The 25,625-nt window shown below is 74.5% G+C and carries 20 protein-coding genes and 1 tRNA gene; 8 read left to right on the forward strand and 13 right to left on the reverse strand.

Annotation, left to right across the window (positions count from 1 at the left end; all coding sequences use genetic code 11):
* Positions 1 to 37: 37 nt before the first annotated feature.
* A complete protein-coding gene (locus AUV08_RS04035; protein WP_061867138.1) occupies positions 38 to 2,158 on the reverse strand; it encodes a DEAD/DEAH box helicase in 2,121 nt (706 codons plus the stop codon).
* Positions 2,159 to 2,467: 309 nt separating this feature from the next.
* Between AUV08_RS04035 and AUV08_RS04040 the strand changes: the two genes are divergently transcribed.
* A complete protein-coding gene (locus AUV08_RS04040) occupies positions 2,468 to 3,097 on the forward strand; it encodes a hypothetical protein (RefSeq protein WP_060974118.1) in 630 nt (209 codons plus the stop codon).
* Between the two features lie 40 nt (positions 3,098 to 3,137).
* Here AUV08_RS04040 and AUV08_RS04045 read toward each other — a convergent pair whose 3' ends face one another.
* The 3 genes from AUV08_RS04045 to AUV08_RS04055 all read right to left on the reverse strand — a co-directional run bounded on the left by AUV08_RS04045 (position 3,138) and on the right by AUV08_RS04055 (position 7,299).
* Positions 3,138 to 4,346 carry an amidohydrolase gene (locus tag AUV08_RS04045; protein ID WP_061867139.1) on the reverse strand — a complete coding sequence of 403 codons (1,209 nt, stop codon included), beginning with the start codon at positions 4,344 to 4,346 and terminating at the stop codon, positions 3,138 to 3,140.
* Between the two features lie 66 nt (positions 4,347 to 4,412).
* The gene (locus AUV08_RS04050) at positions 4,413 to 5,672 is read right to left on the reverse strand and encodes a cystathionine gamma-synthase (protein WP_078025945.1); all 1,260 of its coding nucleotides are present in this window, start codon (positions 5,670 to 5,672) and stop codon (positions 4,413 to 4,415) included.
* A 61-nt stretch (positions 5,673 to 5,733) separates the two neighbouring features.
* A complete protein-coding gene (locus AUV08_RS04055; RefSeq protein ID WP_036317690.1) occupies positions 5,734 to 7,299 on the reverse strand; it encodes a pyridoxal-phosphate dependent enzyme in 1,566 nt (521 codons plus the stop codon).
* Between the two features lie 162 nt (positions 7,300 to 7,461).
* Here AUV08_RS04055 and AUV08_RS04060 point away from each other — a divergent pair, with 162 nt between their 5' ends.
* Together AUV08_RS04060 and AUV08_RS04065 are read left to right on the forward strand one after the other, a co-directional pair.
* Complete coding sequence (locus tag AUV08_RS04060) at positions 7,462 to 8,490, forward strand: DNA-3-methyladenine glycosylase (RefSeq protein ID WP_044659543.1); 1,029 nt, start codon at positions 7,462 to 7,464, stop codon at positions 8,488 to 8,490.
* 205 nt (positions 8,491 to 8,695) lie between these two features.
* On the forward strand, positions 8,696 to 9,160 hold the full coding sequence (locus AUV08_RS04065; RefSeq protein WP_041103583.1) for a hypothetical protein: 465 nt from the start codon (positions 8,696 to 8,698) through the stop codon (positions 9,158 to 9,160).
* A gap of 15 nt (positions 9,161 to 9,175) precedes the next feature.
* On the opposite strand, the gene AUV08_RS04070 is transcribed toward AUV08_RS04065, so the two are convergent.
* Positions 9,176 to 10,936 (reverse strand): AMP-binding protein, encoded by a 1,761-nt coding sequence (locus tag AUV08_RS04070; RefSeq protein ID WP_061867140.1) that lies wholly within the window; start codon positions 10,934 to 10,936, stop codon positions 9,176 to 9,178.
* A gap of 220 nt (positions 10,937 to 11,156) precedes the next feature.
* Positions 11,157 to 11,238: transfer RNA gene (locus tag AUV08_RS04075), tRNA-Tyr, on the reverse strand.
* 209 nt (positions 11,239 to 11,447) lie between these two features.
* Here AUV08_RS04075 and AUV08_RS04080 point away from each other — a divergent pair.
* Positions 11,448 to 11,936 (forward strand): YajQ family cyclic di-GMP-binding protein, encoded by a 489-nt coding sequence (locus AUV08_RS04080; protein ID WP_002856881.1) that lies wholly within the window; start codon positions 11,448 to 11,450, stop codon positions 11,934 to 11,936.
* A gap of 40 nt (positions 11,937 to 11,976) precedes the next feature.
* Positions 11,977 to 12,480, forward strand: coding sequence for a hypothetical protein (locus tag AUV08_RS04085; RefSeq protein ID WP_036317679.1), 504 nt, complete (start codon positions 11,977 to 11,979; stop codon positions 12,478 to 12,480).
* Between the two features lie 196 nt (positions 12,481 to 12,676).
* Here AUV08_RS04085 and AUV08_RS04090 read toward each other — a convergent pair whose 3' ends face one another.
* Both AUV08_RS04090 and AUV08_RS04095 read right to left on the reverse strand, forming a co-directional pair.
* Positions 12,677 to 13,972 (reverse strand): MFS transporter, encoded by a 1,296-nt coding sequence (locus AUV08_RS04090; RefSeq protein WP_061867141.1) that lies wholly within the window; start codon positions 13,970 to 13,972, stop codon positions 12,677 to 12,679.
* Positions 13,973 to 14,013: 41 nt separating this feature from the next.
* Positions 14,014 to 15,432, reverse strand: a complete 1,419-nt coding sequence (locus tag AUV08_RS04095) for an FAD-dependent oxidoreductase (RefSeq protein WP_061867142.1) — start codon at positions 15,430 to 15,432, stop codon at positions 14,014 to 14,016.
* Between the two features lie 142 nt (positions 15,433 to 15,574).
* Here AUV08_RS04095 and rarD point away from each other — a divergent pair, with 142 nt between their 5' ends.
* From rarD to AUV08_RS04110, 3 genes are read left to right on the forward strand one after another with little or no spacing between them, the layout of a single operon-like run.
* Positions 15,575 to 16,594 carry an EamA family transporter RarD gene (rarD, locus tag AUV08_RS04100; RefSeq protein WP_061867143.1) on the forward strand — a complete coding sequence of 340 codons (1,020 nt, stop codon included), beginning with the start codon at positions 15,575 to 15,577 and terminating at the stop codon, positions 16,592 to 16,594.
* Between the two features lie 9 nt (positions 16,595 to 16,603).
* Positions 16,604 to 17,098: a hypothetical protein gene (locus AUV08_RS04105; protein WP_061867144.1), complete on the forward strand. Its 495-nt coding sequence runs from the start codon at positions 16,604 to 16,606 to the stop codon at positions 17,096 to 17,098.
* The gene (locus tag AUV08_RS04110; protein ID WP_041104943.1) at positions 17,095 to 17,592 is read left to right on the forward strand and encodes an HIT family protein; all 498 of its coding nucleotides are present in this window, start codon (positions 17,095 to 17,097) and stop codon (positions 17,590 to 17,592) included. Before AUV08_RS04105 ends, AUV08_RS04110 begins: the two co-directional genes overlap by 4 nt.
* A gap of 43 nt (positions 17,593 to 17,635) precedes the next feature.
* On the opposite strand, the gene AUV08_RS04115 is transcribed toward AUV08_RS04110, so the two are convergent.
* The 5 genes from AUV08_RS04115 to AUV08_RS04135 all read right to left on the reverse strand — a co-directional run bounded on the left by AUV08_RS04115 (position 17,636) and on the right by AUV08_RS04135 (position 25,605).
* Positions 17,636 to 18,700 (reverse strand): polyprenyl synthetase family protein, encoded by a 1,065-nt coding sequence (locus tag AUV08_RS04115; protein WP_041104941.1) that lies wholly within the window; start codon positions 18,698 to 18,700, stop codon positions 17,636 to 17,638.
* Entirely contained in the window at positions 18,697 to 20,097 is a 1,401-nt protein-coding gene (locus AUV08_RS04120; protein WP_036318070.1) for a geranylgeranyl reductase family protein, read from the reverse strand. The genes AUV08_RS04115 and AUV08_RS04120 overlap by 4 nt, the downstream gene beginning before the upstream one ends.
* Complete coding sequence (gene menD, locus AUV08_RS04125) at positions 20,094 to 22,031, reverse strand: 2-succinyl-5-enolpyruvyl-6-hydroxy-3-cyclohexene-1-carboxylic-acid synthase (protein ID WP_041104939.1); 1,938 nt, start codon at positions 22,029 to 22,031, stop codon at positions 20,094 to 20,096. The genes AUV08_RS04120 and menD overlap by 4 nt, the downstream gene beginning before the upstream one ends.
* A gap of 116 nt (positions 22,032 to 22,147) precedes the next feature.
* Positions 22,148 to 24,304, reverse strand: a complete 2,157-nt coding sequence (locus AUV08_RS04130) for a PhoX family phosphatase (RefSeq protein ID WP_170721456.1) — start codon at positions 24,302 to 24,304, stop codon at positions 22,148 to 22,150.
* 227 nt (positions 24,305 to 24,531) lie between these two features.
* On the reverse strand, positions 24,532 to 25,605 hold the full coding sequence (locus AUV08_RS04135) for an o-succinylbenzoate synthase (RefSeq protein ID WP_036318002.1): 1,074 nt from the start codon (positions 25,603 to 25,605) through the stop codon (positions 24,532 to 24,534).
* Positions 25,606 to 25,625 lie beyond the last annotated feature (20 nt).

Here is a 25,625-nt window from a genome sequence, read left to right on the forward strand (position 1 = left end):
GGTCACGGCCTCCGGCGGGGTCCGCACCCCGGCCGGATCAGCGGCGGGCGCCCCGATCCGAGCGCTCCTGGGCGCCCCAGCGGGGCTTGCGGCCGCCGGGGCGTCCCCCGCGGTCGCCACGGAAGCCGCGGTCGTCCCGGTCCTTGCGGAAGCCGCCGCGATCCTCGCGGGAGCCGCGGTCGTCCCGGTCCTTGCGGTACCCGCCGCGCTGGCCGCCGTCGCGGTCCCCGCGGAAGCCGCCGCGCTCGCCGCGGTCCTTGCGGAAGCCGCCGCGGCGCTCACCGCGGTCCTCGCCGTCGCGCTCGGCGCGGGTCGGGCGACCGGTGTCCTTGCGCAGGCCGAGGCGACGGCCGTTGATCTCCGCGTTGGCCGCGGCCTCGAGCTGGGCCGCGGTCAGGTCCGCCGGCAACTCGACGAGCGAGTGGTTGCCGCGCAGGTCGATCGCGCCGATGGCCGAGGCGGGCAGGCCCACCTCGTTCGCCAGCGCGCCCACGATGTTGCCCGGCCGCACACGGTCCTGGTGGCCGACGGCGATCCAGTACGTCGCGTTGCCGGCCGCGGGCTCCCGGGCCGGGCCACGCGAGCCGCGGCCGTCGCTCGCGCCGCGCTCACGGCCGCCGTCGCGCCCACCCTCGCGACCGCCGTCGCGGTCCTTGCGGCCCCGGCCGCCGCCGGACGGGATCTCCTGTTCGCGGGCCAGCAGCGGGCGGCCGCCCTGGGCCATCATGCCCAGCGCGACGGCCACACGCGCCGGCTCGACCTCGTGCTCGTCGACGTACGCGGCGACGATCTCGCCGAACACCGCCAGCTCCTCCTCCGAGGCGCGCTCGAGGGTGCGGGTGATGCCGTCGGCGAAGCGGCGCTTGCGGGCCGCGTTGACGTCGGCGACGGAGGGCACGGCCATCTCCTCGACCTGCTGGCGGGTGGTCCGCTCGATCTGCTTGAGCAGGAAGCGCTCACGCGGGGTCATGAAGAGCACGGCGTCGCCCTGTCGGCCGGCGCGGCCGGTGCGGCCGATGCGGTGCACGTAGGACTCGGCGTCCTGCGGGATGTCGTAGTTGACCACGTGCGAGATGCGCTCGACGTCCAGGCCGCGGGCGGCGACGTCGGTGGCCACGAGGATGTCCACGCGGCCGGCCTTCAGGTCCTCGACGGTCTTCTCGCGCTGCTTCTGGGCGATGTCGCCGGAGATGGCCACGGCCTTGAACCCGGCGCGCGTGAGCTTCTGGGCGAGCTCCTCGGTGCCGGCACGGGTGCGCACGAAGGCGATGACGCCGTCGTGCTCCTCGGTCTCGAGGATCCGGCTCAGGGCCTCGAACTTCCACTGGTGACCCACCTGCAGGTAGCGCTGGCGGATCGTGGCGGACGTCGTCGACTGACGGGCGACGGCCACCTCCTCCGGGGCGTTCAGGTACTGGGCGGAGATGCGGCGGATGGCCGGGGGCATGGTGGCGGAGAACAGCGCGGTCTGCTTCGTGTCCGGGGTGGAGGCGAGGATGCGGTCCACCTCCTCCGCGAAGCCCATGCGCAGCATCTCGTCCGCCTCGTCCAGCACGAGGGTCTGCAGGTCGGAGAGGTCCAGCGAGCCGCGCTCGAGGTGGTCGATCACGCGGCCCGGCGTGCCGACGACGACCTGGGCGCCGCGGCGCAGCGCGGAGAGCTGGGGGCCGTAGGGCGAGCCGCCGTAGACGGCCAGCACGGACACGTCGCCGAGATGCTTGGCGTACGCGTCGAAGGCCTCGGCGAGCTGGAGCGCGAGCTCGCGCGTGGGGGCCAGGGCGAGGATCTGCGGGGCGTTGGCGCGCCCGTTGACGTCCGAGGCCTCCGCCAGGCGGGAGAGCGCCGGCAGCGCGAACGCGCCGGTCTTGCCGGTGCCGGTCTGGGCCAGGCCCACGACGTCGCGGCCCGCGAGCAGCAGGGGGATGGTCGCCTCCTGGATGGGCGAGGGCGCGGTGTAGCCCAGGTCCTCGACGGCGGCCAGGACGCGGGCATCCAGGCCGAGGTCCAGGAAGGTGGGGCCGGCCGGCTCGGCGGGAGCCTCGGGGGCGGCGGGCTCGGCGGCGTCGACCTGCGGGACGGTCCCGGTGGCCTCCTGCTCCGCCTCGGCGAGCTCGGGGGCGACCTCGGCGGTGGTCTGGGGATCGAGGATGTCGGACATGGGTCCTCCTGTGGGGATGCGCGGGCGCACGCCGGAGGACGTCGGTCGCGGGTCGACGTCGTGGGGCGCAGGGGCCAGCTGGGTCAGATGATTCCGTCCACCCGGCAGCCCCCGAGGGCCACGACGTTCGTGACCCGCACACACATCTGCACAGACATCTGCAGTCCGGCGTGGCACACGCGTCCACGCTCATTCATCACAGGGGGAGAGACCGGATCCGGTCCGCCCAGTCTACGCCACCGGATCCCGGGCCGGGCTGCGCCCTCGGACACCCCGGTCGCTCACCGGCCGGGGCGATAGGCTCGGCAGGTGCCCCAGAACAGCGAAGACCGCCCCCTCGCCCGCGGGCTCGGCCGGGCCGCCGGCCGCGCCGCCCAGTCCTTCCGGGAGAATCAGCGGGCCGACGACGCACGGCTGCGCGCCGAGCGCGCCCGCCTCACCGCCGAGGACGAGGAGCGCCTGGAACGGCGCCGCGCGGACCGCGAGCGCGACCTGGTCGCGCGGGACGCGGCCGAGTCCGACGCCGGCCTCGTCCACCCGCTCCTGAAGGTCGCGCGCCTCTACTGGCTCGCGGTCACCGTGGTGCTGATCGGCATCGCGGGCGCGTTCCTCTGGAACGGGGCCCGCGCACAGGACAGCGGCGAGCCCGTCATCGATCCGCTCACCGGCATGGAGTCGGTGGGCGTGCTGGGCGGCGCGACGGGGCAGTTCACGATGGGCACCGCCGTCGCCCTGCTGGCCGCGGCGTCCCTGTGGGGCTGGATCGGTCTGCTGCGCCGCCGTCGTTCGGCGATCGGGACCCTGACGTTCATCGCCGTCCTGCTGGCCGCCCCCGCGTTCCTGCGGGCCAACGGCCTGCTGATCATCCTCGCCGTCGTGATGCTCCTGGGCGCCGCGCTCGTCTGGCTGCCGCCCGTGCGCTCGCGCGTGCGGCGCTGAGCCCGCGCGTCCCGCCCCCGCCGCCGGGCGGCGGCGCCGCTCAGTCCTCCACGGGACGGGCGGAGGCGACGACGGGCCGGGCCGTGGCGAGGTCGTACTCCATGACCTGACGGCCGCCGATCCACACGCGCAGGGCCCGCTGCATGACATCGAGCGGGTCGCCGGACCAGAGCACCAGGTCGGCATCCTTGCCCACCTCGAGGGAGCCGATGCGGTCGTCCAGCCCCAGCACGCGCGCGGGATGCAGGGTGATGGCGCGCAGGGCGGTCTCCCGGTCCAGGCCCTCCTTCACCGACAGCGCCGCCTGGTAGACGAGGAAGTCGATGGGCACCACCGGGTGGTCGGTGATGATGCTGATCTCGACGCCGGCCCGCGCCAGACGGACCGGGTTGCGCATCGAGCGGCCCCGCAGCTCCGGCTTGGACTTGGTGGTGAACAGCGGGCCGATCAGCACCGGCACGCCGCGGGCCGCGAGCTGGTCGGCCAGCGGGTGCGCCTCGGTGCCGTGGTCCAGGACGAGGTCGTAGCCGAACTCGTCGGCCAGGCGCAGGGCGGTGGCGACGTCGTCGGTGCGGTGGCAGTGCTGGCGCCAGGGGATCGTGCGCTCCAGGACGAGGGCGAGGGCGTCGAGGTGGGGGTCGCGGGTGAAGGGCTTGTCCTCGCGCTCGGCCTCCGCGCGGCGGGCCATGTAGCCCTGCGCCCGCAGGAACGCCTCGCGGATCACGAGGGCGGTGCCCAGCCGCGTGGACGGGGTGCGGCCCTTCTCCTTGTAGACGTTCTTGGGGTTCTCGCCGAGGGCGGACTTCACGCCCGAGGGACTGCGCAGCACCATCTCGTCCACGGTGCGTCCGTGGGTGTGCAGCGCCACCGCCTGGCCGCCGATCGGGTTGCCCGAGCCGGGGTTCACGTTCACGGTGGTCACCCCGCCGGCCAGGGCGTCCTTCCAGCCCGGCTCGTTCGGGTCGACGGCGTCGATCGCCCGCACCCCGGCCATCACCGGGTCCGTCATCTCGTTGACGTCCGCGGTCGCACCGACCTCGCCCTCGGCGTGCATGCCGAGGTGGACGTGGGCATCCACGAAGCCGGGCAGCAGCCAGCGCCCCTCGCAGTCCACCACCTCGGCGCCGTCGGGCGCCTCGACGTCGGGGCCGAGCGCGGTGATCCGGCCGTCCTCGACGAGCAGGGCGCCGTCGAACGGCTCGGCGGCGACGGGGACGACATGGGCGTTGACGAAGGCGGTGAGGGTCATGCCCGTCACACTACGCCGCCCCGTGCTCCCCACCCGTGCGCTAGACCTCTGGCGGACGTCGGCGGGTCAGAGGCTGCCCAGAGCCCGCTCCAGGTCCGCCACGAGGTCCTCGGCGTCCTCGATGCCCACCGACAGGCGCAGCAGGTCGTCCGGCACGGCCAGCTCGGTGCCGGCCACGGAGGCGTGGGTCATCTCCGCCGGGTAGTTCATCAGCGACTCGATGCCGCCCAGGGACTCGGCGAGCTGGAACAGGCGGGTCGACTCGGCCACGCGGCGGGCCGCCGCGGCGCCGCCGGACAGGCGCAGCGAGACCATGCCGCCGAAACCGCGCATCTGCCGCTGCGCGAGCTCATGGCCGGGGTGGTCCGGCAGCCCCGGGTAGAGCACCTGGGAGACCTCGGCGCGGCCGGTGAGCCACTCGGCGACCGCCTGGGCGTTGGCCTGGTGACGGTCCATGCGCACCCCGAGCGTCTTGAGGCCGCGCGTGGTCAGGTACGCGTCCATGGGCCCGTTCACGGCCCCCGCCGCGAACTGCTGGAACTTCACCTGCTCGGCGAGTGCGGCGTCCGGGATCACGAGCGCCCCGCCGATCACGTCCGAGTGGCCGCCGATGTACTTCGTGGTGGAGTGCACCACCACGTCCGCGCCGAGGGCGATCGGGGACTGCAGGTACGGCGTCGCGAAGGTGTTGTCCACCACGAGCAGGGCGCCGTGCGCGTGGGCCGCCTCGGCGACCGCGGCGACGTCGGAGATCTTCATCATCGGGTTCGACGGGGTCTCCAGCCACACCATGACCGGCCCCGCGGCGGCGGCGCGCTCGACGGCGGCGGCGACCTGCTCGGCGTCCCCCATGTCCACGACGACGTGCTCCACGCCCCACGGGGCGAGCACGCGGGAGATGAGGCGGTAGGAGCCGCCGTACACGTCGTTGCCGAGCACGATCGTCATGCCCGGCCGGCCCGCGCCCATGATCAGCGCGGTCTCCGCGGCCAGGCCGGAGGCGAACGTGAGGCCGGTGGCCCGGGGGGCGCCGGACTCGTCGACGCCGGCCTCGAGCGCGGCCAGCTGCTCCTGCAGCGCGTCCCGGGTGGGGTTGGTGCCGCGGCCGTAGTCGTAGCCGCGCCGCAGCTCGCCGACGGCCGTGGGCGCGTAGGTGCTCGAGAGGTGGATCGGCGGGACGACGGCGCCGAACACCTCGTCCAGGTGCTGGCCCGCGTGCACGGCGCGCGTGCCGAAGCCTCCCCCCTGGGGGTGGGCGGCGGCGTCTTCGGCGCCGGTGTCGGGGGTGGTGGCGTGCGGGTCCTCGTGGACGTTCTGCTCGGTCATCTCGGGAGCCTCCTCGGAGAGATCGGGTCGGGTGGGGCGGGCGCGGCCGGTGCGGCCGGCCTCAGGCGGTGACGTGGGCGAGGACGTCGTGCAGGGTGACGACGCCCTGGACGCGGCCGGCCTCGAGCACCAGCAGCACGGGGTCCTGGGCGAGGCGCCGGGCCACGGCGCGCAGCGGGGTGCGCGCCCCCAGGCAGGGCAGCACGGGGCCCATGACGTCGGCCACGGGGGTCTGCGCGGTGGCCCGCCCCTCAGCGAGGGCGTCCGCGAGCGCGGCGGAGGAGACGGTGCCGCGGACCTCGCCGATCCGCAGGTCGTGCCGGGGCTCGAGGATCACGGGCAGGGCGTCGACGCCGTACCGGTTCATGGTCGCCACGGCGTCCGCCACCGAGGTGGTCGGGGCCGCGGTGACGAGGGTGGGCACGGAGCCCGGGAACAGGTCGGCCTTCTCGGTCAGCAGCTCCCCCGCCGTCGCGGACCAGCGGTCGGCCTCGGCGGGGGCGCCCGCGCGGGTCGCCGGCTCGGCGTCGGCGTGCTCGAGCACCTCGACGGGCGTGCCGGCCCCGCCGGCGGCCCCCGTGGCGCCGTCGTCGTCCATCTGCGGGACCGCCGAGCGGGTGCGCCCGCGCGCCCACGCCGGCAGCACGGTCTCGCGGACGTCGTAGTCGAAGCCGCGCTCGTCCATCCACGGGTCGTTGAAGATCTTGGCGAGGTAGCCGCGGCCCGAGTCGGGCAGCACGATCACCATGACGTCCTCCGGGCCGAGCTCGCGGGCGGCGCGCAGGCCGGCGACGACGGCCAGACCGGAGGAGCCGCCCACGAGCAGGCCCTCCTCGGCGGCGAGGCGGCGGGTCATGGCCAGGGCCTCGGCGTCCTCGACGGCGATGACCTCGTCCGGGACCGCGGGGTCGTAGTTGTCCACCCACATGTCCTCGCCGACACCCTCGACGAAGTAGGGCCGGCCGGCGCCGCCGGAGTACACCGAGCCGCTGGGGTCCGCGCCGATCACGCGGACCGGACCGGACGGGCGGTCCGCCGAGACCTCCTTGAGGTAGCGGCCGGTGCCCGTGATGGTGCCGCCCGTGCCGGCGCCCATCACGACGTGGGTGACGCGGCCGGCCGTGTCCTCCCAGATCTCGGGGCCGGTGGTCTCGTAGTGGGAGGCCGGGGCGGCGGGGTTGAAGAACTGGTTGGGCTGATAGGCCCCGGGGATCTCCCGCACGAGGCGGTCGGCGACCCCGTAGTAGGACTCCTCGGACGTCGGGTCCACGGCGGTGGGCGTGACGACGAGCTCGGCGCCGTACGCGCTGAGCACGTCCCGCTTCTCCTGACCCACCTTGTCCGGGGTGACGAACACGGTGCGGTAGCCCTTGAGCTGCGAGACCAGGGCCAGCCCCACGCCCGTGTTGCCCGAGGTGGGCTCCACGACGGTGCCGCCCGGGCCGAGCAGGCCCTCGCGCTCGGCCTCCTCGATCATCTTCAGCGCGATGCGGTCCTTCACGGAGCCGCCGGGGTTCAGGTACTCGACCTTCACCAGGACGGTGGCCTCGATGCCCTCCGTCACGGAGTGCAGCTTCACGAGCGGGGTGTGCCCGATCAGCTCGAGGACGTTCTCGGCGTACTGCATGGGCTGCGCAGGGGTGGGCGCGGGGGTCTTTTCACTCACGCACCCCACGCTACGCCAGGGGCCGGACGCCGAAGGAGGGCTCCGGACACGCGGGGCAACGCCCGGCGTGCGCGCCGTCACGGCCGACGTCGTCCTGTCCGGGCCCGGGTGTACGGTGCGGGCATGACCGCCCCGGACGCCGAGCGCCGCGTGCGCGTGCCCGTCCCCGTGGACGTCGCGCTCACCCTGCGCCCCCTGCAGCGCGGTGCGGCCGACCCCACGGTCCGCGCCACACCGCAGGGCGTCTGGCTCACTCTGCGCTCCCCCGCCCCGGACGTGGCGTCGGGCGGCCCGGGCCGGCCGACGTCGTTGCTGGTCTCCGGCGTCCGGGAGGCCGCAGGGGGCGGCACCGCGGTGACGGCCCGCGCGTGGGGCGCGGGCGCGAGCGCCGCCGTCGCCGGCGTGGAACGCCTGCTCGGCCTGCACGACGACGGCTGGGACGCCTTCGACGCCCTGCTGCGGCCGGACTCCGGCGCGCCCGCGCTGCCGCCGCACGTGCGCGAGGCGCGGCGGATGCGGGCCGGGCTGCGGCTGCCAGCGGCGGGCGCGCTGTCCCGGCAGCTGCTCACCGCCGTGCTCGAGCAGAAGGTCACCCACGACCAGGCGCGGCACGGCTGGCGCACCCTCGTGCGGCTGGCCGCCCGGATCGACGACGACGGGCCCGCCCCCGGCCCGGTGCCGCCGGGGATGCTGCCGCCGCCGACCCCGGCCGCCGTCCTGCGGATCCCCTCGTGGGACTGGCATGCGCGGGCCTGGGTGCAGCCCTCCCAGTCGCGGACCATGCTGGAGGTCGCCCGGCGGGCCGCGAGCATCGACCGGCTCGGCGACGCGGTCGCCCCCGGGGACACGGCCGGGGTGGCCGCGCTGGCCCGGCGCCTGGAGTCGGTGCCCGGGATCGGGCCGTGGACCACGGCCGAGGCGCTGCAGCGCAGCCACGGGGCGGCGGACCTCGTCTCCGTGGGCGACTACCACCTGGCGCAGTACGTGGGGCAGGTCCTCACGGGACGCCGGACCGACGACGCCGGGATGCTCCGCCTGCTCGCGCCATGGGCCGGGCACCGGCAGCGGGTGGTGCGGATGATCGGGCTCTCCGGAGAGCGCAAGCAGGCGTTCGGGCCCAAGCTCGCCCCGGCCGACCACCGCGCCCACTGACGCGACGCCGGGCCGGCCGAGGCCGTGCCGGCGCGTCCGCGCGACCCCTCCGCTCCTGCACAGGCCGCTGCTCCCGGCGTGTCCTCCCCAGCCCCGGCCGGGTCCGGCCGGCCGCCCGCCCCGGGTTCCTAGCGTGGGCGATGCCGCTCCGACCGGTGCGGCGCCGCCGGGACCCTGATGAGTCCCCACCCGGGAGGAGACCGCCATGACCACCGCCTTCGAGCCCCGCCCGCACACCGCCGCCGCCCCGCGCGAACCCGACCCGCACGGCCCCGGCACGCCCGGCTCCCTGCGTCCGGGCGAGCGCGGCTCCGTGCTCATCGTGACCCGCCACCCCGACCCGGACGAGGCCATGCGGCACGCGATGGCCTGGATCACCGCCTTCGAGGAGGACTGCGGCCTCGTGCTGGACACGGACGAGACCGCGCTCTACGCCGTCGGCCGAGCGGGCGACCTGGGTGAAGCCCTGCGTCGCGGCCCCCTGGTCCACGAGGACGGCAGCCCCGCCGACACCTCCGCGTTCGTGGACGCGGTGCTCGCGGACGGCACGTGGCGCCTGCGCGACGCCGACCCGCGGGCGTGGTCGACCACGTACCGTGCCACGATCCTGGGCGCCGCCCCCGAGGCGGTCTGCACCATCTGGGACGTGTTCCCGCTGCCCGCCGCCTGAGGGTGACGGTCGTCGTCAGCCCGCACCCTGGGCGTGGGCCTGGGCCTGGGCCTGGACGACCTTCGCGCCCTCTTCGCGCAGCTCGACCTTGCGGACCTTGCCGGAGACGGTCATGGGGAAGGCGTCGAGCACGCGGACGTAGGCCGGGATCTTGAAGTGCGCGATCCGGCCCGTGGCGAACTCGCGGACGGCGTCCACGGTGAGCGGCTCGACGCCGTCCTTCATGATCACGCAGGCCATGAGCTGCTCGCCGTACTTCTCGTCCGGCACGCCCACCACCTGGACGTCCTGGATGTCCGGGTGGGTGTAGAGGAACTCCTCCACCTCGCGCGGGGAGATGTTCTCGCCGCCGCGGATCACGAGGTCCTTGATGCGGCCCTCGATGCGCACGGAGCCGTCCTCGTCCATGGAGGCGAGGTCGCCGGAGTGCATCCAGCCGTCGGCGTCCAGCACCTCGGCGGTCTTCTCGGGGGCGTCCCAGTAGCCGAGCATCACGGAGTAGCCGCGGGTGCACAGCTCGCCCGTGGCCCCGCGCGGGACGACCTCACCGGTGGCGGGGTCCACGATCTTCGTCTCCACGTGGGGCATGGTGCGGCCGACGGTCTGGGTGCGCACCTCCAGGGAGTCGTCGCGGCGGGTCATGGTGGACACGGGCGCGGTCTCCGTCATGCCGTAGCAGATGGCGACCTCGGACATGTGGAACCGGTCGATGACCTTCTTCATCACCTCGACGGGGCACGTGGAGCCGGCCATCACGCCGGTGCGCAGCGTCGTCAGGTCCAGCTCGTCCGCCTCGGGCCGGGCGAGCATGGCGATGAACATCGCCGGCACGCCGTACAGGCTCGTCGCGCCGGTGGCGGCCACGGCCCGCAGCGCCGAGACCGGCTCGAAGCTGCGCGCCGGGATGACGGCGAGCGAGCCATGGGAGACGGTGGCGATCACGCCGATCACCATGCCGAAGCAGTGGAAGAACGGCACCGGGATCACCACGGTGTCCTCCTCCGTGTAGCCCAGCAGCTCGCCGATGTGGAAGCCGTTGTTCAGCACGTTGCGATGCGTCAGCGTGACGCCCTTGGGGAAGCCGGTGGTGCCCGAGGTGTACTGCAGGTTCACGGGGTCCGCCGGCCGGGTGGCGGCCTCGCGCGCGGCCAGGTCCTCGTCCGAGACCCGCGCGGCCCCGGCCAGGAAGGCGGCCCACGTGCCCTCGGCCACGGGATCGGCGGCGTGCCGGCCGGCCACGTCACCGTCCTGCACGTGGGCGTAGGCGTCCTCGCCGCTCCCGGCCGGCAGCATGATCAGCTGCCGCAGGTGCGGCGCCGACTCACGGGCCACGGCCCGCGCGGTGGCGGGCGGGTCCATGCGTGCGTCCGCGCAGGCCACCACCAGCCCGCGCATGTCGCACTGCTCGACCACGTACGTCAGCTCGTGGGCGCGGTACGCCGGGTTGAGGTTCACGAGGATGACGCCGGCGCGTGCCGCGCCGTAGAGCAGCGAGACCCACTCGGCGACGTTGGGGCTCCACATCCCGATCCGGTCCCCCGCCTCGTAGCCCGCAGCCATGAGCGCCTTGGCCACCGTCACGGACTCCTCCCGCAGCTGCCCGTAGGTCCAGGTGCGTCCGGTGGCAGGGTCCCCGTCCGGTCCACACTCCAGGAGGGCAGCGCGGTCGGCGAACCGGCGGGCGGTGTCGTCGAGGTTCTGGGCCAGGGTCTGCTCGAGCAGCTCGACGTCGGTCGGTCCCTGGGTGAAGGACTCGGGGGCGGTGGACTCGGTCATCGGGCGCTCCTCGCGGACGGTCGGGCGACGCCGCACGGCGTCACGATGCACGGCCGTGCCGCCGCCGGACCGCGGAGGGCATCGGGTGTGACACGGACCACAGGCAGGCTACGTCGCCTGGCGGGAGGCCGCCACCTCCCGGGGCGGGGACGCGGGGTGTGCCACGGCCCCGGACGGCAGAAGACCCCGGGACCGTACGGTCCCGGGGTCTTCGTTCCGGTGGCAGATACTGGATTCGAACCAGTGAAGGCAGTGCCAGCTGATTTACAGTCAGCCCCCTTTGGCCGCTCGGGAAATCTGCCGTGCCACCCGGCGGCTGCCGGACGTCTCGAGGACGACCGCACCGGTCGGGCGAGAGTCCACTGTACAGCATCTCCGCGCCACGCCGCCAATCGGCCCGGGACCGCGTCCGTCGTCCCCGGTAGGCTGGCCCGCAGAGCGCTCCGCGCGGCCCCGCAGTGGCCGTCGACGACGGGCGCGCCCCGTCCGCAGACCCTGAAGGAGAGCACCCGTGGCCAGCGATTCCACGTTCGACGTCGTCAGCAAGGTGGACAGCCAGGAGGTGTCCAACGCCCTGAACCAGGCGCAGAAGGAGATCGCCCAGCGCTACGACTTCAAGGGCGTCGGCGCCGAGATCGACTTCTCCGGCGAGAAGATCCTCATGAAGGCCTCCTCCGAGGAGCGCGTCAAGGCCGTCAAGGACGTGTTCGAGTCCAAGCTCGTCAAGCGCGGCATCTCCCTCAAGTCCCTCGACGCCGGCGCCCCGTTCGCCTCCGGCAAGGAGTACCGCATCGAGGCGACCATGAAGGAGGGCATCGACCAGCCCACCGCGAAGAAGATCACCAAGCTGATCCGCGACGAGGGCCCCAAGTCCGTCAAGGCCCAGATCCAGGGGGACGAGCTGCGCGTGTCCTCCAAGTCCCGCGACGACCTGCAGTCGGTCATCGCGATGCTCAAGGACTTCGAGGACGCGGACCTGCAGTTCGTGAACTTCCGCTGATCCGCACGCCGTCTCCCCTCCGAGCCCACCAGGAGTCCCCATGCTGTACCTGATCGACCCTCGCGGGGCCGTGTGGTCCGCCGACACCACGATCGGCCGGGCGCGGGCCCGGGCCCGCGTGGACGGCCGCCCGGTCGACGACCTGAAGTTCACCAAGGCCGCCATGCTCCTGACCTTCGAGGACCATGTGGACCTCGCGCTGCGTCACGGCATCGCCGCCCCGCGCGGCCTCCTCCTCGACCACGGGTTCGTGGCCCAGGTGCTCGCCCCCGCGAACCTGAAGGCCCAGCGCGCCAACCAGGACGCGATCGCCGAGCAGCTCGCGGTGGTGGAGCGTCGCACGGAGGACGTCGGATCGCTGCGCTCCCACCGGCACGCGGCCGCCTACGAGGGCGCGGACCAGGATCTGGAGCGCCGCATCAAGAAGGCGGAGGAGGCGGCCCGCGAGACGCTCCAGGCGGCCCCGGACGAGGACCTCGTCCGCCACTGGACGCGCCTGGGCGGCGCGGTGCCGGCCACGCTCCAGGCCGACCGCGACCGCTGACCCGCCGGCCGCCGTCGTCGTGGTGGCTCCCGTGGACGGCGGCTCAGGCTGCCGCGAGCCAGACGTTTCGGCGGTTTCGCGGCCCGATCTGCAGCAGAATCATCTGGCTCACGGGCAGAAACGTCTGGCTCGGCGCTCCTCGGCGCTCCTCGCGGTCGCGGGCTCGCAGCCTCCCGCCATGGAACCCCGCGCCCGCTCAGGGCGTGGGGTTCCGTGCGTCGTAGCGCAGGAAGCCGGGCTGCCACCGCATCAGCGCGCTCACGCCGAGCATGCACAGCACACCGCCGGCCAGCAGAGTCGGCCCCTCCCCCAGGCCCACGGACGCGCCGCCGGTGATCAGCTCGCCCAGGCGCGGCCCGCCCGCCACCACGACGACGAACACGCCCTGCAGCCGGCCGCGCAGGTGGTCCGGGGTCGCGGACTGCAGGATCGAGCCGCGGAAGACGCCGGAGAGCGAGTCCGCGGCCCCGCCCACCGCCATGCACAGCGCGGCGAGGGCGAACGCGAGCGTGAGGCGGGGATCGCCGTCGGGCAGGGACTGCGCCCACCACACCACGCCGCCGAACGCGGCCACCGCCGCGCCCCACACGAGGATCGAGACGTACACGCCCCAGCCCTGCGCATGCAGGCGTGTGAACGGCGCGGAGAACAGTCCCGCGAGGAACGCGCCCGCCGCCATCGCGGCCAGCAGCACGCCGACGGCGGCCTCACCGCCGCCGAGCACCATGGCGCCGATGGCGGGCAGCAGGGCGCGCGGGAACGCCGTCGTCATGGCCACGATGTCCGCGAGGAAGGTCATCCGCAGGTTCGGTCGCGAGCCGAGGAAGCGCAGGCCCTCGACCACCGAGGCCAGGCCCCCGCGCGGCCCCGAGGCGGCCGCGGCCTCGGCCCGCTGAGGCGGCAGGGACGGCAGCCGCCACACGGCGTACAGGGCGGCGAGGAAGGTGACGACGTCGATCGAGTAGGTCCACGCGTAGCCGACCGCCGCCACGAGCACGCCGCCCAGCACGGGGCCGACCATCAGGGCCACGGAGAACGTCATCATGTTCAGCGCGTTCGCCGCCGGCACGAGCGGCAGGCCCACGAGCGCGGGGATGATCGCGCCGCGGGTGGGCTGGTTGATGCCGGACGCGCCGGAGTGCAGGGCCACGAGGGCGTACAGCACCGGCACCGACTCGAGCCCGGCCCAGGCCTGCGCGGCGATGCCGACCGTGGTCAGCCACATGACGGCCGACGAGGTCAGTGCGACGCGGCGGCGGTCGTGCCGGTCCGCGATCGCGCCGCCGTACAGGCCCGCGACCACGAGCGGCACGAGCGCGGCGAGGCCGAGCAGGCCCACCGCGAACGAGGAGCCGGTCAGGGCGAACACCTCGAGGGACACCGCCACGAGCGTGAGCTGCGTGCCCACGTACGCGAGCGTGTTGCCGAGCCACAGCCGCCGGTAGGCGGGTGAGACCCGCAGCGGGGTGATGTCGACGAGGAGGCGGGCCACCCCGGAAGCCTAGCGCCGGGGCGGCCAGGGCCCGCCCCGGATCAGACGGACGGGATGGAGGCCCCGTCGCGGGAGATGCGGGTCATCTCCTCCCGGTCCACGACCTTCACCCGCTCCCGCGCCACCGGCCCGGCCTCCGTGGCCTGCACGCCCAGGGACTTCTCATGCTCATCCAGAGCATGCCAACCGGCCCACGTGGTGTACGGGACCTCACGGGACTCGAGCAGCTCGATCACCGACTCCTCGGAGGGCTCCTGGGCCGTCCACAGCCCCGGCTCGTCCTCGATCAGATGCTTGATCGTCTCCAGGGAGTCACCCTTGGTGTGCCCGATCAGGCCCACGGGGCCGCGCTTGATCCAGCCGGAGGCGTACAGACCCGGCACCGGGGCGCCGTCCGCGTCCAGCACCCGACCCTCCGCGTTCGGGATCACCCCACGCACCTCATCGAACTCCACCCCCTCCACGGGCGACCCGAAATACCCCACGGCCCGGTAGACCGCCTGCACCGGATAGTCCACGGTCTCCCCCGTCGGACGGACCCCACCGGAACCGTCCAACTCCATCCGACGCATCCGCAGACCGTCCACCCGGCCGTCCCCGTCCTCGTCCAGGAACTGCTCCGGAGCCTGCAGGAAATGCAGGTGCAGCCGACGCGAGGCACTCTGCTGACGGTCCTCCTGCTCCATCAGCCAGTTCGTCAGCGTCCCCACCATCGTGCGGACCTGGTTGTTCTCCTCGATCGCCTTCTCCGAGGCCTCATCGAAGTCGAAGTCCTCCTCGTACAGCACGATGTCCACATCCCGGGAATGCGCCAGCTCCCGCAGCTCCAACGGGGTGAACTTCACCTGCGCCGGCCCACGCCGACCGAACACATGCACATCCGTGACCGGGGAGGCGGCCAGGTCCCGGTACACGTTGTCCGGGATCTCGGTGGGCAACAGGTCCTCGGCATGCTTGGACAGGATCCGGGCCACATCCAGGGCCACGTTCCCGTTGCCGATCACCGCCACCTGCGTGGCCTCCAACGGCCAATGCCGCGGCACATCCGGGTGCCCGTCATACCAGGACGCGAAATCCGCGCCACCGAACGAGCCGGCCAACTCCACCCCCGGCACATCCAGGGCCGCGTCGCGCACGGCCCCGGTGGAGAACACGATCGCGTCATAGTGCCGACGCAGATCCGCCAGGCTCAGGTCCGTGCCGTAGTCCACGTTCCCCAGGAAACGGATGTCCCCGCGGTCCATGACCTTGTGCAGCGCGGTGACGATGCCCTTGATACGCGGATGGTCCGGGGCCACCCCGTAGCGGATCAGACCGAACGGGGCCGGGTACCGGTCGAACAGGTCGATGCTGACACGGAAGTCCCGTTCCTCCTTGGTCAGGATGTCCGCCGTGTACACCCCGGCGGGTCCGGCACCGATGATGGCGATGCGCAACGGGCGGTCAGGGCGAACGGTCACGGTGGGTGGGTCCTTTTCGACGACGGCGGGGCACGCCGGCGGAGCGCGGGGCAAGGCCCGGCACCGGCGCGCGGGATCGACCCCCCAGTCTACCGCCGTGACCGGGAGGAACCTGGGTGAGAGTGCTCACCCGGACCGTACAGTGGTCCGCGTGAGCCCCTCCTCCCCCGCTGTCCGGCCCGGCGTGACCCCCGACGGCGCCGCCCCCGACACCGGCGCCCTGCCCACCGTCTCCCCCGCCCCGGCCGATGACCCGCGTGGGCTGGCCCTCGGCTTCACCGCCTACTTCGTGTGGGGCCTGCTGCCGCTCTACATGGCGGTGCTCGCACCTGCCGGGGCCCTGGAGATCGTGGTGGTGCGCATCGGGTTCGCCCTGATCTTCTGCCTCGTGCTGCTCGGCCTCATGCGCCGCCTGGGCGAGCTGGGGACGGCACTGGCCACGCCCGGCCGCTGGGGCACCACGGGTCTGGCCGCCGGGATCATCGCGGTGAACTGGCTGCTGTACGCGGTCTCGGTCACCACGGGCAACGTGCTCCAGGCCTCGCTGGGCTACTTCATGAACCCGCTGGTGAACGTCCTGCTCGGCGTGCTCTTCCTCGGGGAGCGGCTGCGGCGGGGCCAGTGGGTGGCCGTCGGGATCGCGGTGGCCGCCGTCGTCGTCATGTCCGCGGCGATGGGGCAGGTGCCGTGGATCGCGCTCGGGCTGGCCACCTCGTTCGGGCTCTACGGCTTCGTGAAGAAGCGCTTCCCCTCCCCCGTGCACGCAGTGACCGCGATGACCGCCGAGACCGTGGTGCTGATCCCCGTGTTCGTGGTGGGCAGCGTGCTGCTGGCGCAGGCCGGGCTGCTCACCACGGTCACCGAGGGGCCCGGCCACTTCTGGCTCATGGCCGGGCTCGGCGTGCTCACCGCCGTTCCGCTCATCCTGTTCTCGGCGGCGGCCCGCTCCCTGACGCTGACCACGCTCGGGATGCTGCAGTACACGGCGCCCATCCTGCAGTTCCTCGTGGCGGTCACGGTGCTCGGCGAGCAGATGCCCGCGGCCCGCTGGGCGGGCTTCGGGCTGATCTGGCTGTCCCTGGCGGTGTTCACCGTGGACCAGCTGAACGCCTCCCGCCTGCAGCGTCGGGCGGTCCGGGCCGGGCAGGGCGCGCACGCCTAGACTGGCGGCATGCCCGCCAAGCCCCCCGCCCCCGTGTACCTCCCGGCCTTCCAGCGGCTCGTCCCGGACCTGCTGGGCGACGCCTGGGCCGAGGACGACGGCCTCGCCCCCGCCGACGTCGACGCCCGGCTGGCCCAGTCCCCCGCGGCGGAGCAGCTCGGCGCCGGGCTCATGATCCCGGCTGCTCTCCGCGAGTTCTACCTCGCCCTGGGCAACTGCGGCGACCTCGTGGAGACGGACCACTACGTGTGGGACCCCGAGGACCTCGAGGTGCGGGACGGCTTCCTCATGTTCCTGGAGGATGCGGACGAGACGGTCGTGTGGGGCCTGCCGGTGGACAACCTGGCGTTGCCGGACCCGCTGGTGTGGCGGCGCTCCGCCGGTGCCGACGCGCCCGAGGGCGAGTGGCAGGACGAGGGCGGCACCTTCAGCGAGTTCCTGACGGACCTGCTCGCGTGGACCTTCGAGGACCCCGAGGACGACGACGAGGGGCCGGACCGGTGACCGCGCCCGCCCCGGTCTCCCACGCCCCGGACGGCTACGTCTGCCCGTTCTGCGGGCTCGTGGCCGGCGACGTCTCCGACCCGGGCAACCGCTGCGAGCTCGGGGACACCGTCTACCAGGACGAGGACCTGATCGTGCTGATCGCCGTGGACGGGTTCGGCGACCACGAGGGCCACGCCATGGTCTGCCCGGCCGAGCACTACGAGAACCTCTACGACCTGCCCCCGCGCGTGCTGCAGCGCATCGCCCTGATGGCCCAGCAGGTGGCGCTGGCCATGAAGCGCGCGTGGGCCCCGGACGGGGTCTCCACGCGCCAGCACAACGAGCCCGCCGGCAACCAGCACGTGTGGCACTACCACCTGCACGTGTTCCCCCGCTTCGAGGGGGACATGCTCTACCGGCAGCTGCGCCACCCGGTGGCCCCGGAGGTCCGCGCCGGCAAGGCGCGGGAGCTCGCGGCCGCGCTGGACCCCGCCCCGACCCGCCTGGACTGAGCGGCCTCCCCGGATCGAGGCGGCGACGCCGCCGACCGCGGCGTCAGGCCGAGCGCCCGACCACGTAGTCGGCGAACGCCTCGAGCGCCGCCTTCACGGCGGAGTCCGGCAACGGGTCGAGCGCCTGCTTGGCCTGCTCCGCCCAGCCGCGGGTGATCGCCCACGCCTCGTCGATGGCGGGGTGGCCCGTGAGCGCGGCGACGGCGGCGGCCAGCTGCTCGTCGGTGTCGAGCGGCCCGTCCACGAGCGCGCGCACCCGGCGGGCGTCCTCGGCCTCCGGCCCTTCGCCCTGCGCGGCGCGGGCCAGCAGCAGCGTGGTCAGGGTGGGCACGCGCTCGCGCAGGTCCGTGCCGGGGACCTTGCCGATCCGCTCGGCGTTGCCGGTGAGGTCGATCAGGTCGTCGGCGAGCTGGAAGGCCAGGCCCACCTTCTCGCCGTATGCGCGCATCACCTGGACGGCGGCCTCGTCGGCCCCGCCCAGCAGCGCGCCGAGCATGCCGGCCGCGGCGATCAGCGAGCCGGTCTTGCCGGAGAGCACCGCGTAGTAGTGCTCGATCGGATCCGCGCCCTCGGCCGGGCCGCGAGTCTCCCACAGCTGGCCCTGCACGAGGCGTTCGAAGGTGTCCGCCTGGATCTGCACGGGCCGCGGGCCGAGCTCGGCCATGAGCTGGGAGGCGCGGGCGAAGATCAGGTCGCCGGCCAGGATCGCCGCCGAGTTTCCCCACAGTCGGTGGGCGGCGGGGGCGCCGCGGCGCACGGGGGCCTCGTCCATCACGTCGTCGTGGTACAGCGTGGCCAGGTGCGTCAGCTCCATCACGACGGCGGCCTGGCGGGCGGGCGCGTCCACGTCGGCGACCTCGCCGGAGGCCAGGGCGGGGTCGCCCAGGAGGGAGGCGAGCACCGTCAGGACCGGACGGACCCGCTTGCCGCCGGCGGCCAGCAGGTGGTGGGCGGCGGTGTCGGAGAAGAGGTCGTCGAAGCCGAGGGCGCTGTCCAGCTGCTCCTCGACCTGCTCGAGCGCGGTCAGCACGACCTCCAGGACACGGCCATGCTCGGCGAGGGGTTCGAAGCCGGAGGGCAGGGCGAAGCCGGGGTCTGCGGTGGTCACCGGGCAAGCCTACCCAACGGCGCGCCGCCCGCGGTCGTCAGCGCGGGGGTGAGCGCCTCGAGCACGCGGACGGCCCGGTCGACGGCGTCGCCGCCCCGCGCGTCCACCGTGTTGCCCATGACCTTCACCGCGGCCCGCAGCAGCGGGGGTGCGGCCATCCCGGCGCCCAGCGCCGCCTTCATCACGCGCGGATCGCCGATCAGGCGGGCGAACCGGGCGCCGAGGGCGAAGTGGCGGCCCCACAGGTGCTGGGTGATCACCGGGTAACGGGACAGGATCGCGTCCGCGGCGCCGTCGGTCCCGGCCGCGTGCGCCTGCACCGCCAGCTCCGCGGCGAGGCGGGCCGCCTCCATCGCGAACCCGATGCCCTCGCCGTTGAACGGGGACACCATGCCGGCCGCGTCGCCCACCAGGAGCATGCCCGGCACGTGCTGCGGGGTGCGGTTGAACGCCATCGGCAGGGCCGCGCCGAGGATCCGCGAGGTGCGCGTCTGCTCGGCGATCCCCCAGTCCGCGGTGAGCGCCCCGGTCCAGGACTTCAGCAGCCCGCGGTAGTCCAGCTTCCCGAACTGCGGGGAGGTGTCCAGGATGCCCAGGCCCACGTTCACGGTGCCGTCCGCGAGCGGGAACAGCCAGCCGTAGCCGGGCAGCGGGTTGCCCTCGGCATCCGGCAGGCGCAGCCAGGACTCCATCCACTCCCCCCGGTCGCCGGGCGGGGCGGGGATCGCCCCGTCGACGGCGGCGCCGGCGGTGTAGTAGGCCCGCACGGCCACTCCCATGGGCCGGTCCTCGCGGCGGTGCAGGCCCGCGGAGACGGCGGCGCGGGCGGAGACGCCGTCGCACGCGAGCACGATCGGTGCGGTGAAGCGGGCGGTCTCCCCGGTCTTGCGGCCGTTCGGCGCGATCAGCTCCGCGTCCAGCCCGACCACGCGTCCGGCCTCGTCCCGCACGACGCCGGTGACGGCGTGCCGCTCGCGGACCTCGGCGCCGCGGGTGCGCGCCAGGTCCGCCAGGAGGGCGTCGAAATCGCGTCGGGTGCGCGTGAGCGCGTAGTCCGGCCACGTCTGGGTGGGCGCCCACGGCACGTCCACGCTGCGCTCGCCCGCGCGCAGCCGCAGGCCGCGGATGACGCGCCAGCCGCCGTCGTCGCCGGGCTCACCCCGGTGGGGCACGCCGAGCAGCTGCAGCTCCCGGACCGCCTGCGGGGTCAGGCCGTCGCCGCAGACCTTCTCACGCGGGTGCGCGGTCTTCTCGAGCACCACCACGTCCAGCCCCGCCGCGGCGAGGTGGGCGGCGGCGGTGGCGCCGGCGGGGCCGCAGCCGGAGATCAGCACGTCGGCACGGCGCACGACGGCGGGGGTCGAGGCGGGCGCGGGCGACGTCGGCGTGCCGGTCACTGGGGGGCCTCCTCGGCGGCGAGCTCGGCGGTGGGCGGGGCGGGGGCCGGGCCGGCGTCCGGCGCGGGGTCCGGGACGGGGCACGCGGGCGGGAACGTGGCGCGCACCGCCGCGGCCAGGGCGGCGGCGACGCGCGGGCGGTCGGCGCGGTCGCAGCGGACCTCGAGCAGACGCCGGCCGCGCACCGGGTCGGACAGGGCCCGGACGAGGTCGACGCGGTCGGTGACCCGCGTGTGCGGGAGGCCGTACGCGGCGGCCAGGGCGGCCAGGTCCACGCCGTGCGGGGTGCCGAAGAGCCGTTCGACGGGGTCCGCCATGCCGGGCGCCTCGGCCACGGCCCCGTGTTCGAGGCTCGCGAAGATCGCCCCGCCGTCGTCGTTGACGACCACGAGGTCGAGGTCCGGCTCGGTCTCGGTGGGGCCCACGAGCAGGCCGCCCGCCTCGTGCAGGGCGGTGAGGTCGCCGAGCAGGGCCACGGTCCGCCGTCCGCGCGCCAGTGCGACGCCCGCGGCCGTGGAGACGGTCCCGTCGATCCCGGCGAGCCCGCGGTTGGCGTACACCTCCGCGTCCGGCGCCGAGGGGGGCCGCCAGGTCAGGTCCACGTCCCGGATCACCGAGGACGAGCCCAGCACGAGCGGACCCCGGACCATGGCGGCGCTCACGTGCGCCACCGTCTGCGGGCTGAGCCGGTCGCCGGCGTCGGTGGTGACGAGCGCGTCCTCCACGGCGGCCTGGGCGCGCATCGAGGCGTGCTGCCACGCGGCGAGCCAGCCGGGCTCGCCCTGCCCGGCGAAGGCGGCGAGCTCCTCGAGGGTCTCCACGGGCGTCTCCCGGCGCCGGCCCGGCTCGAACCATGGTGCGGGCTCGGGGGCGTGCAGGGCCGTGGCGACGTCGGGGCGGGCCAGCAGGGCGTTGACCGTCCGGGTGAGCGTGGGCCGGCCGAACAGCACGACCCGTTCGATGCGGGCGGCAAGGGGGTGTGCGTCCGCGTCGCGCCCGCCGGCCGCGCCCAGCAGGAGCGGATAGGCGGCGATGGCGTTGGCGGAGAACCGCGCGTTCGACGACGGCTCGGCCAGCAGGGGCAGGCCCAGGGACAGCGCGAAGGCCGCGGCCACGGGGCCGGCGCCGTGGCAGGCCAGCACGACGGTGCGCCGCTGGTCCAGGCGGGCGACGTCCAGCTCGGGCAGCCCCGAGAGCACCGCCCCGGGCGCCCGGTAGGCCGACGCGGCGGCGGCCGGGCTCGCGCCGGTCGGGGCGACGGCCGGAGCAGGGGTGTGCGGCGCCGCGGCGGCGCCCATGGCGGCCGCCTCCTCAGGACTCGGCACGAGCGGGTCGCGGAAGTGCAGGTTCAGGTGGACCGGCCCGGCCGGGGCCTCTGCCATCGTCACCGGACCGGGCGCGCCGTCGTCGGAACCGGCCTCGGCGACGACCCCCTCGGCCGCCAGCAGGGCCCGGCGCACGGTGGCCCGCACGTGGCGCAGATGCTGCTCGGCATCCACGCCGTCGGCGGCGTCGCAGCCGAGGGAGGCGGCATGGCGGACGTGCGTGCCGAACACGCCCCTCTGGTCCGTGGTCTGGTTCGCGCCGGTGCCGTGCAGCTCGGGCGGACGATCCGCGGTCAGCGCGATCACGCGCGTGCCGGCGTGGATGGACTCCATCAGGGCGGGCAGCAGGTTCCCGACGGCGGTGCCCGAGGTGGTCAGCACGCCCACCGGGCGCCCCGAGGCCAGCGAGAGCCCGTGGGCGAGGAAGCCGGCCGAGCGCTCGTCCACCCGCACGTGCAGGCGGACCTCGCCGGCGCGCTCGAGGGCCGCGAGCGCGTAGGCCAGCGGGGCGGAGCGGGAGCCGGGGCAGACCACCGCGTCCCGCATGCCGGCGTCGATCAGGGCGGTGGCGACGGCGCGCGCCACGGAGAGGGAGTCGACGGAGGTCATGGTGGCCACCAGTCTAGGCCCGGGCGCGGACGGGCCCCGGACGCGGCGAGGCCGCCACGGTGACGCGGTGGCGCCGGCCGTGACGGCCTCGTCGAGGGTCCTCGCGGAGGCGGGGGTCAGCCCTTCGGGCCCTTGCCGTTGCCGTTGCCCTTGCCGTTGCCCTTGCCGTTGCCGTTGCCGTTGCCCTTGCCCTTGTTGCCCTTCTCCTTGCCGGCGCCCTTGCCGATGCCGTTGTTCCCGGTGGCGTTGAACACCTGGACGACGCACGGACGCGGGGCCGCGACCTTGTCGCCCACCTGGACCGGGCCGGTCGGGCTCAGGAAGTCCGGGAAGGAGGAGGTGTGCGCGCCCCAGGTGCCGTCCTCGCCCGGGTGCTGGACGTTGACGAACACGGAGTTGTCGCGGTCGTGGATCACGGGGCCGCAGGTCTCGGCGTCGCGGGGGACGGCGAGGAACTGCTGGACGCGGCCGCGCTCGGCGCCGTCGAGGGTGACCTTGTGCAGCGCGTCGGCGTAGCCGATGGTGCCGGGCTGGCCGTCGGTGGAGATCCAGAGGTTGCCCTCGGAGTCGAACGCCAGGTTGTCCGGGCAGGAGATCGGGGAGACCTTCTCCTTCGGGTAGCCGGCGAAGTAGGCCGAGGAGGAGACCGCCGGGTCGCCGGCGAGCAGCAGGATGACCCAGGTGAAGGTGGTGGAGGTGTGATCCCCGCCCCGCTCGGTGATCTCGATGACGTGGCCGTCGCGGTTGCCGATGACCGGGTTGGCCTCGTCCACGGCGGTGCGCTTGGTGTTGTTGGTCAGGGCCGCGTAGACCTTGCCGGTGACCGGGTTGGTCTCGACGTCCTCCGGGCGGTCCATCTTGGTGGCGCCCATCTTGTCTGCCGCGAGGCGGGTGTAGACGAGGACCTCGGCCAGGGACATGCCCGGGACGAAGGACGTCTTCTCGTCGGCCAGGGCGATCCACTCGCCGGAGCCGTCGAAGGCGCCGTCCGAGGGCAGGGTGCCCCTGCCGTCGATCTGGGCGGCCGGGGAGTCGCCGGAGAACTTGGCCACGTAGAGGGTGCCCTTGTCCATCAGGCGCATGTTGTGCTTCTTGTCGCCCTCGCGGACCTTCTCGGCGGAGACGAACTTGTACAGGTAGTCGTGGCGCTCGTCGTCGCCGGAGTAGACCACGGCGTGGCCGGACGGGGAGATCACGGCGGTGCCGGCCTCGTGCTTGAAGCGGCCCAGGAGGGTGTGCTTCACGGGCGTGGAGGTCGGGTCCTCGGGGTCGATCTCGACGACCCAGCCGAAGCGGTTGGCCTCGTTCTCGTAGCCGGGCTTGGTCAGGTCGAAGCGGTCGTGGACCTTCTCCCAGCCGCGGCTGGTGGCGGCGGCGGAGATGCCGTAGCGCTTCTCCTCGGCCGTGCCGCGGCCCTTGAAGTACTGGTTGAAGTTCTCCTCGCCGGAGAGCACGGTGCCCCACGGGGTGGTGCCGCCGGCGCAGTTGTTCAGGGTGCCCAGCACGCGGGTGCCGGTCGGGTCCTCGACGGTCTTGAGCAGCGCGTGGCCGGCGGCCGGGCCGCGGACCTCGAACTCGGTGGTGCCGGTGATGCGGCGGTTGCGGCGGCCGCCGCGGACGTACTCCCACGGGGCGCCGCGCTTGGCGCGCTTGAGGTCCACGATGGACAGGCCGTGGGCCTGGAGGCCGACGTTGACGACGTCCTCGAAGTTCGAGGCGATGTACTCCGGGGAGAACATGATGTTCTCGTTGGTGTACTCGTGGTTGGAGACGAGGTAGCCGGAGCGGTCGTTGCCGCCGTCGGTGATGATGTTCAGGTAGTCGTTGTTGTAGCCGAACTGGGCGGCCTGCGACGCACCGGTCTGGTGCTCGATGTCGAACTCCGGGGAGTCGGCGAACAGCGGGTCGCCCCAGCGGATCACGGTGCCCCAGTCGTAGCCCTCCGGCACGGTCATGGTGTCCACGGTGCGGCTCACCGGCGCGATGGGCTCGAAGGGGAGCTTGCCGCCGCCGGTCGGGCGCCGGCCGTTGTCCGCGAGCGCCTCGGGGGCCTGGGCCACCTGGGAGCCGATGACGACGGCGGCGGCGAGACCGGTGCCGCCGACCAGGGCGGAGCGGCGCGAGATGGCGGTCTCCGCGATCTGCTGGAAGGTCGGGTTCGCCGAGGTGTTGGGCACCGGGTGGGCGCACGCGTTGCCGCACTTGAGCTCGCACGTGACGGCGGAGCGGTTGCCACGGGTGTGGCCGGCCATGGGGAGGAGGCGCTTCAGCATGACGGGGTCCTTCGCGTCGTGGGGATGGTCCGGGGTCCGGTGCCGGGCCGGAGACGACCCCGGGGTGAGACCGGCCGGGGCCGCCATCACCTTGGCCCCTCGCTCCGAGCGGCGAGCCACGCCCAGGTGGCCGCGAGTTGAACTCTTCCCGGCCGCCGGATTTCGCCCCGTCGACATGCTGTAATCCGGCTCACATGCCCCGCGTCGACGGGGACCGGGCGGGCTCGTCAGCCCTGCGCGGCCAGCACCGCGTGGGCCGCGCGCAGGCGGTCGGCCCACCACGCCTGCCGCGTCCCGTCCGCCCGGATGCGGTCGAGCAGCTCCGGGTCGGGGGCGGGTGCCCGCTCCCCCGGTGCCGGGAGGGCCCCCGCGCGCGGGCGCCAGGCCGGGGCGACGACGTCGTGCTCGAAGAGGGCCGCGGTGCCGAGCCCGCACGCGTGCGGCAGGGACGGCAGGCAGGCGGCGAGCGCGGCGCCGCCGGCGATGCCCACGGAGGTGTCCAGCGCGGAGGAGACCACCGCGGGCAGCCCCGCGGCCGCCACGATCGCCGCGGCGCGGCGCACGCCCCCGAGCGGCTGGACCTTCACCACGATCAGGTCCGCGGCCCCGGCGGCCGCGACGGCGAGCGGGTCCTCGGCCTTGCGGACCGCCTCGTCCGCGGCGATCGGGGTGGGGACGCCCCGGGCGCGCAGCTCCGCGCGGACCTCCGCGAGGGCGGTGATGCCGGGCACGGGCTGCTCCGCGTACTCGAGGCCGACGTCGGCCAGCGCGGTGAGCACGTCGACGGCCTCGGCGGGCGTCCAGCCGGCGTTGGCGTCGACGCGGACCTGCGCGTGGGGCAGCAGCGCGCGCACCCGCCGCACGCGGGCCAGGTCGGCCTCGCGGCCGCCGGGGACGAGACCGCCCTCGGGTCCGTGCTCGGCCACCTTGACCTTGACCGCGGTGATGCCGTCGCCGTAGCGGGCCAGGACGGCCTCGACGTCGTCCGCGGCCACCGCGGGCACGGTGGCGTTGACGGGGACGGTCTGGCGGACCGGGCCGGGCCAGCCCTGCCAGCCGGCCTCGATCGCGGCGGCCAGCCACGCGGCGCACTCGTGCGGACCGTACTCCGGGAACGGGGAGAACTCGGCCCAGCCCGCCGGGCCGCGCAGCAGCAGAGCGTGACGGAGGTCCGTGCCGCGGAACCGCACGCGCATCGGCAGGGCGACCGCGACGGCGTCGGCCAGCAGCTCCTCGACGCTCGGCAGGGCGGGACCGCCCGGCGCGCCGGGCAGCGGGGGCAGGGCGGGGGCGGTGCTCATGCGGCCAGTGTAGGAAGGGC

It is taken from the genome of Micrococcus sp. CH7 (genome assembly GCF_001595485.1).
GTDB classification, from domain to species: domain Bacteria; phylum Actinomycetota; class Actinomycetes; order Actinomycetales; family Micrococcaceae; genus Micrococcus; species Micrococcus luteus.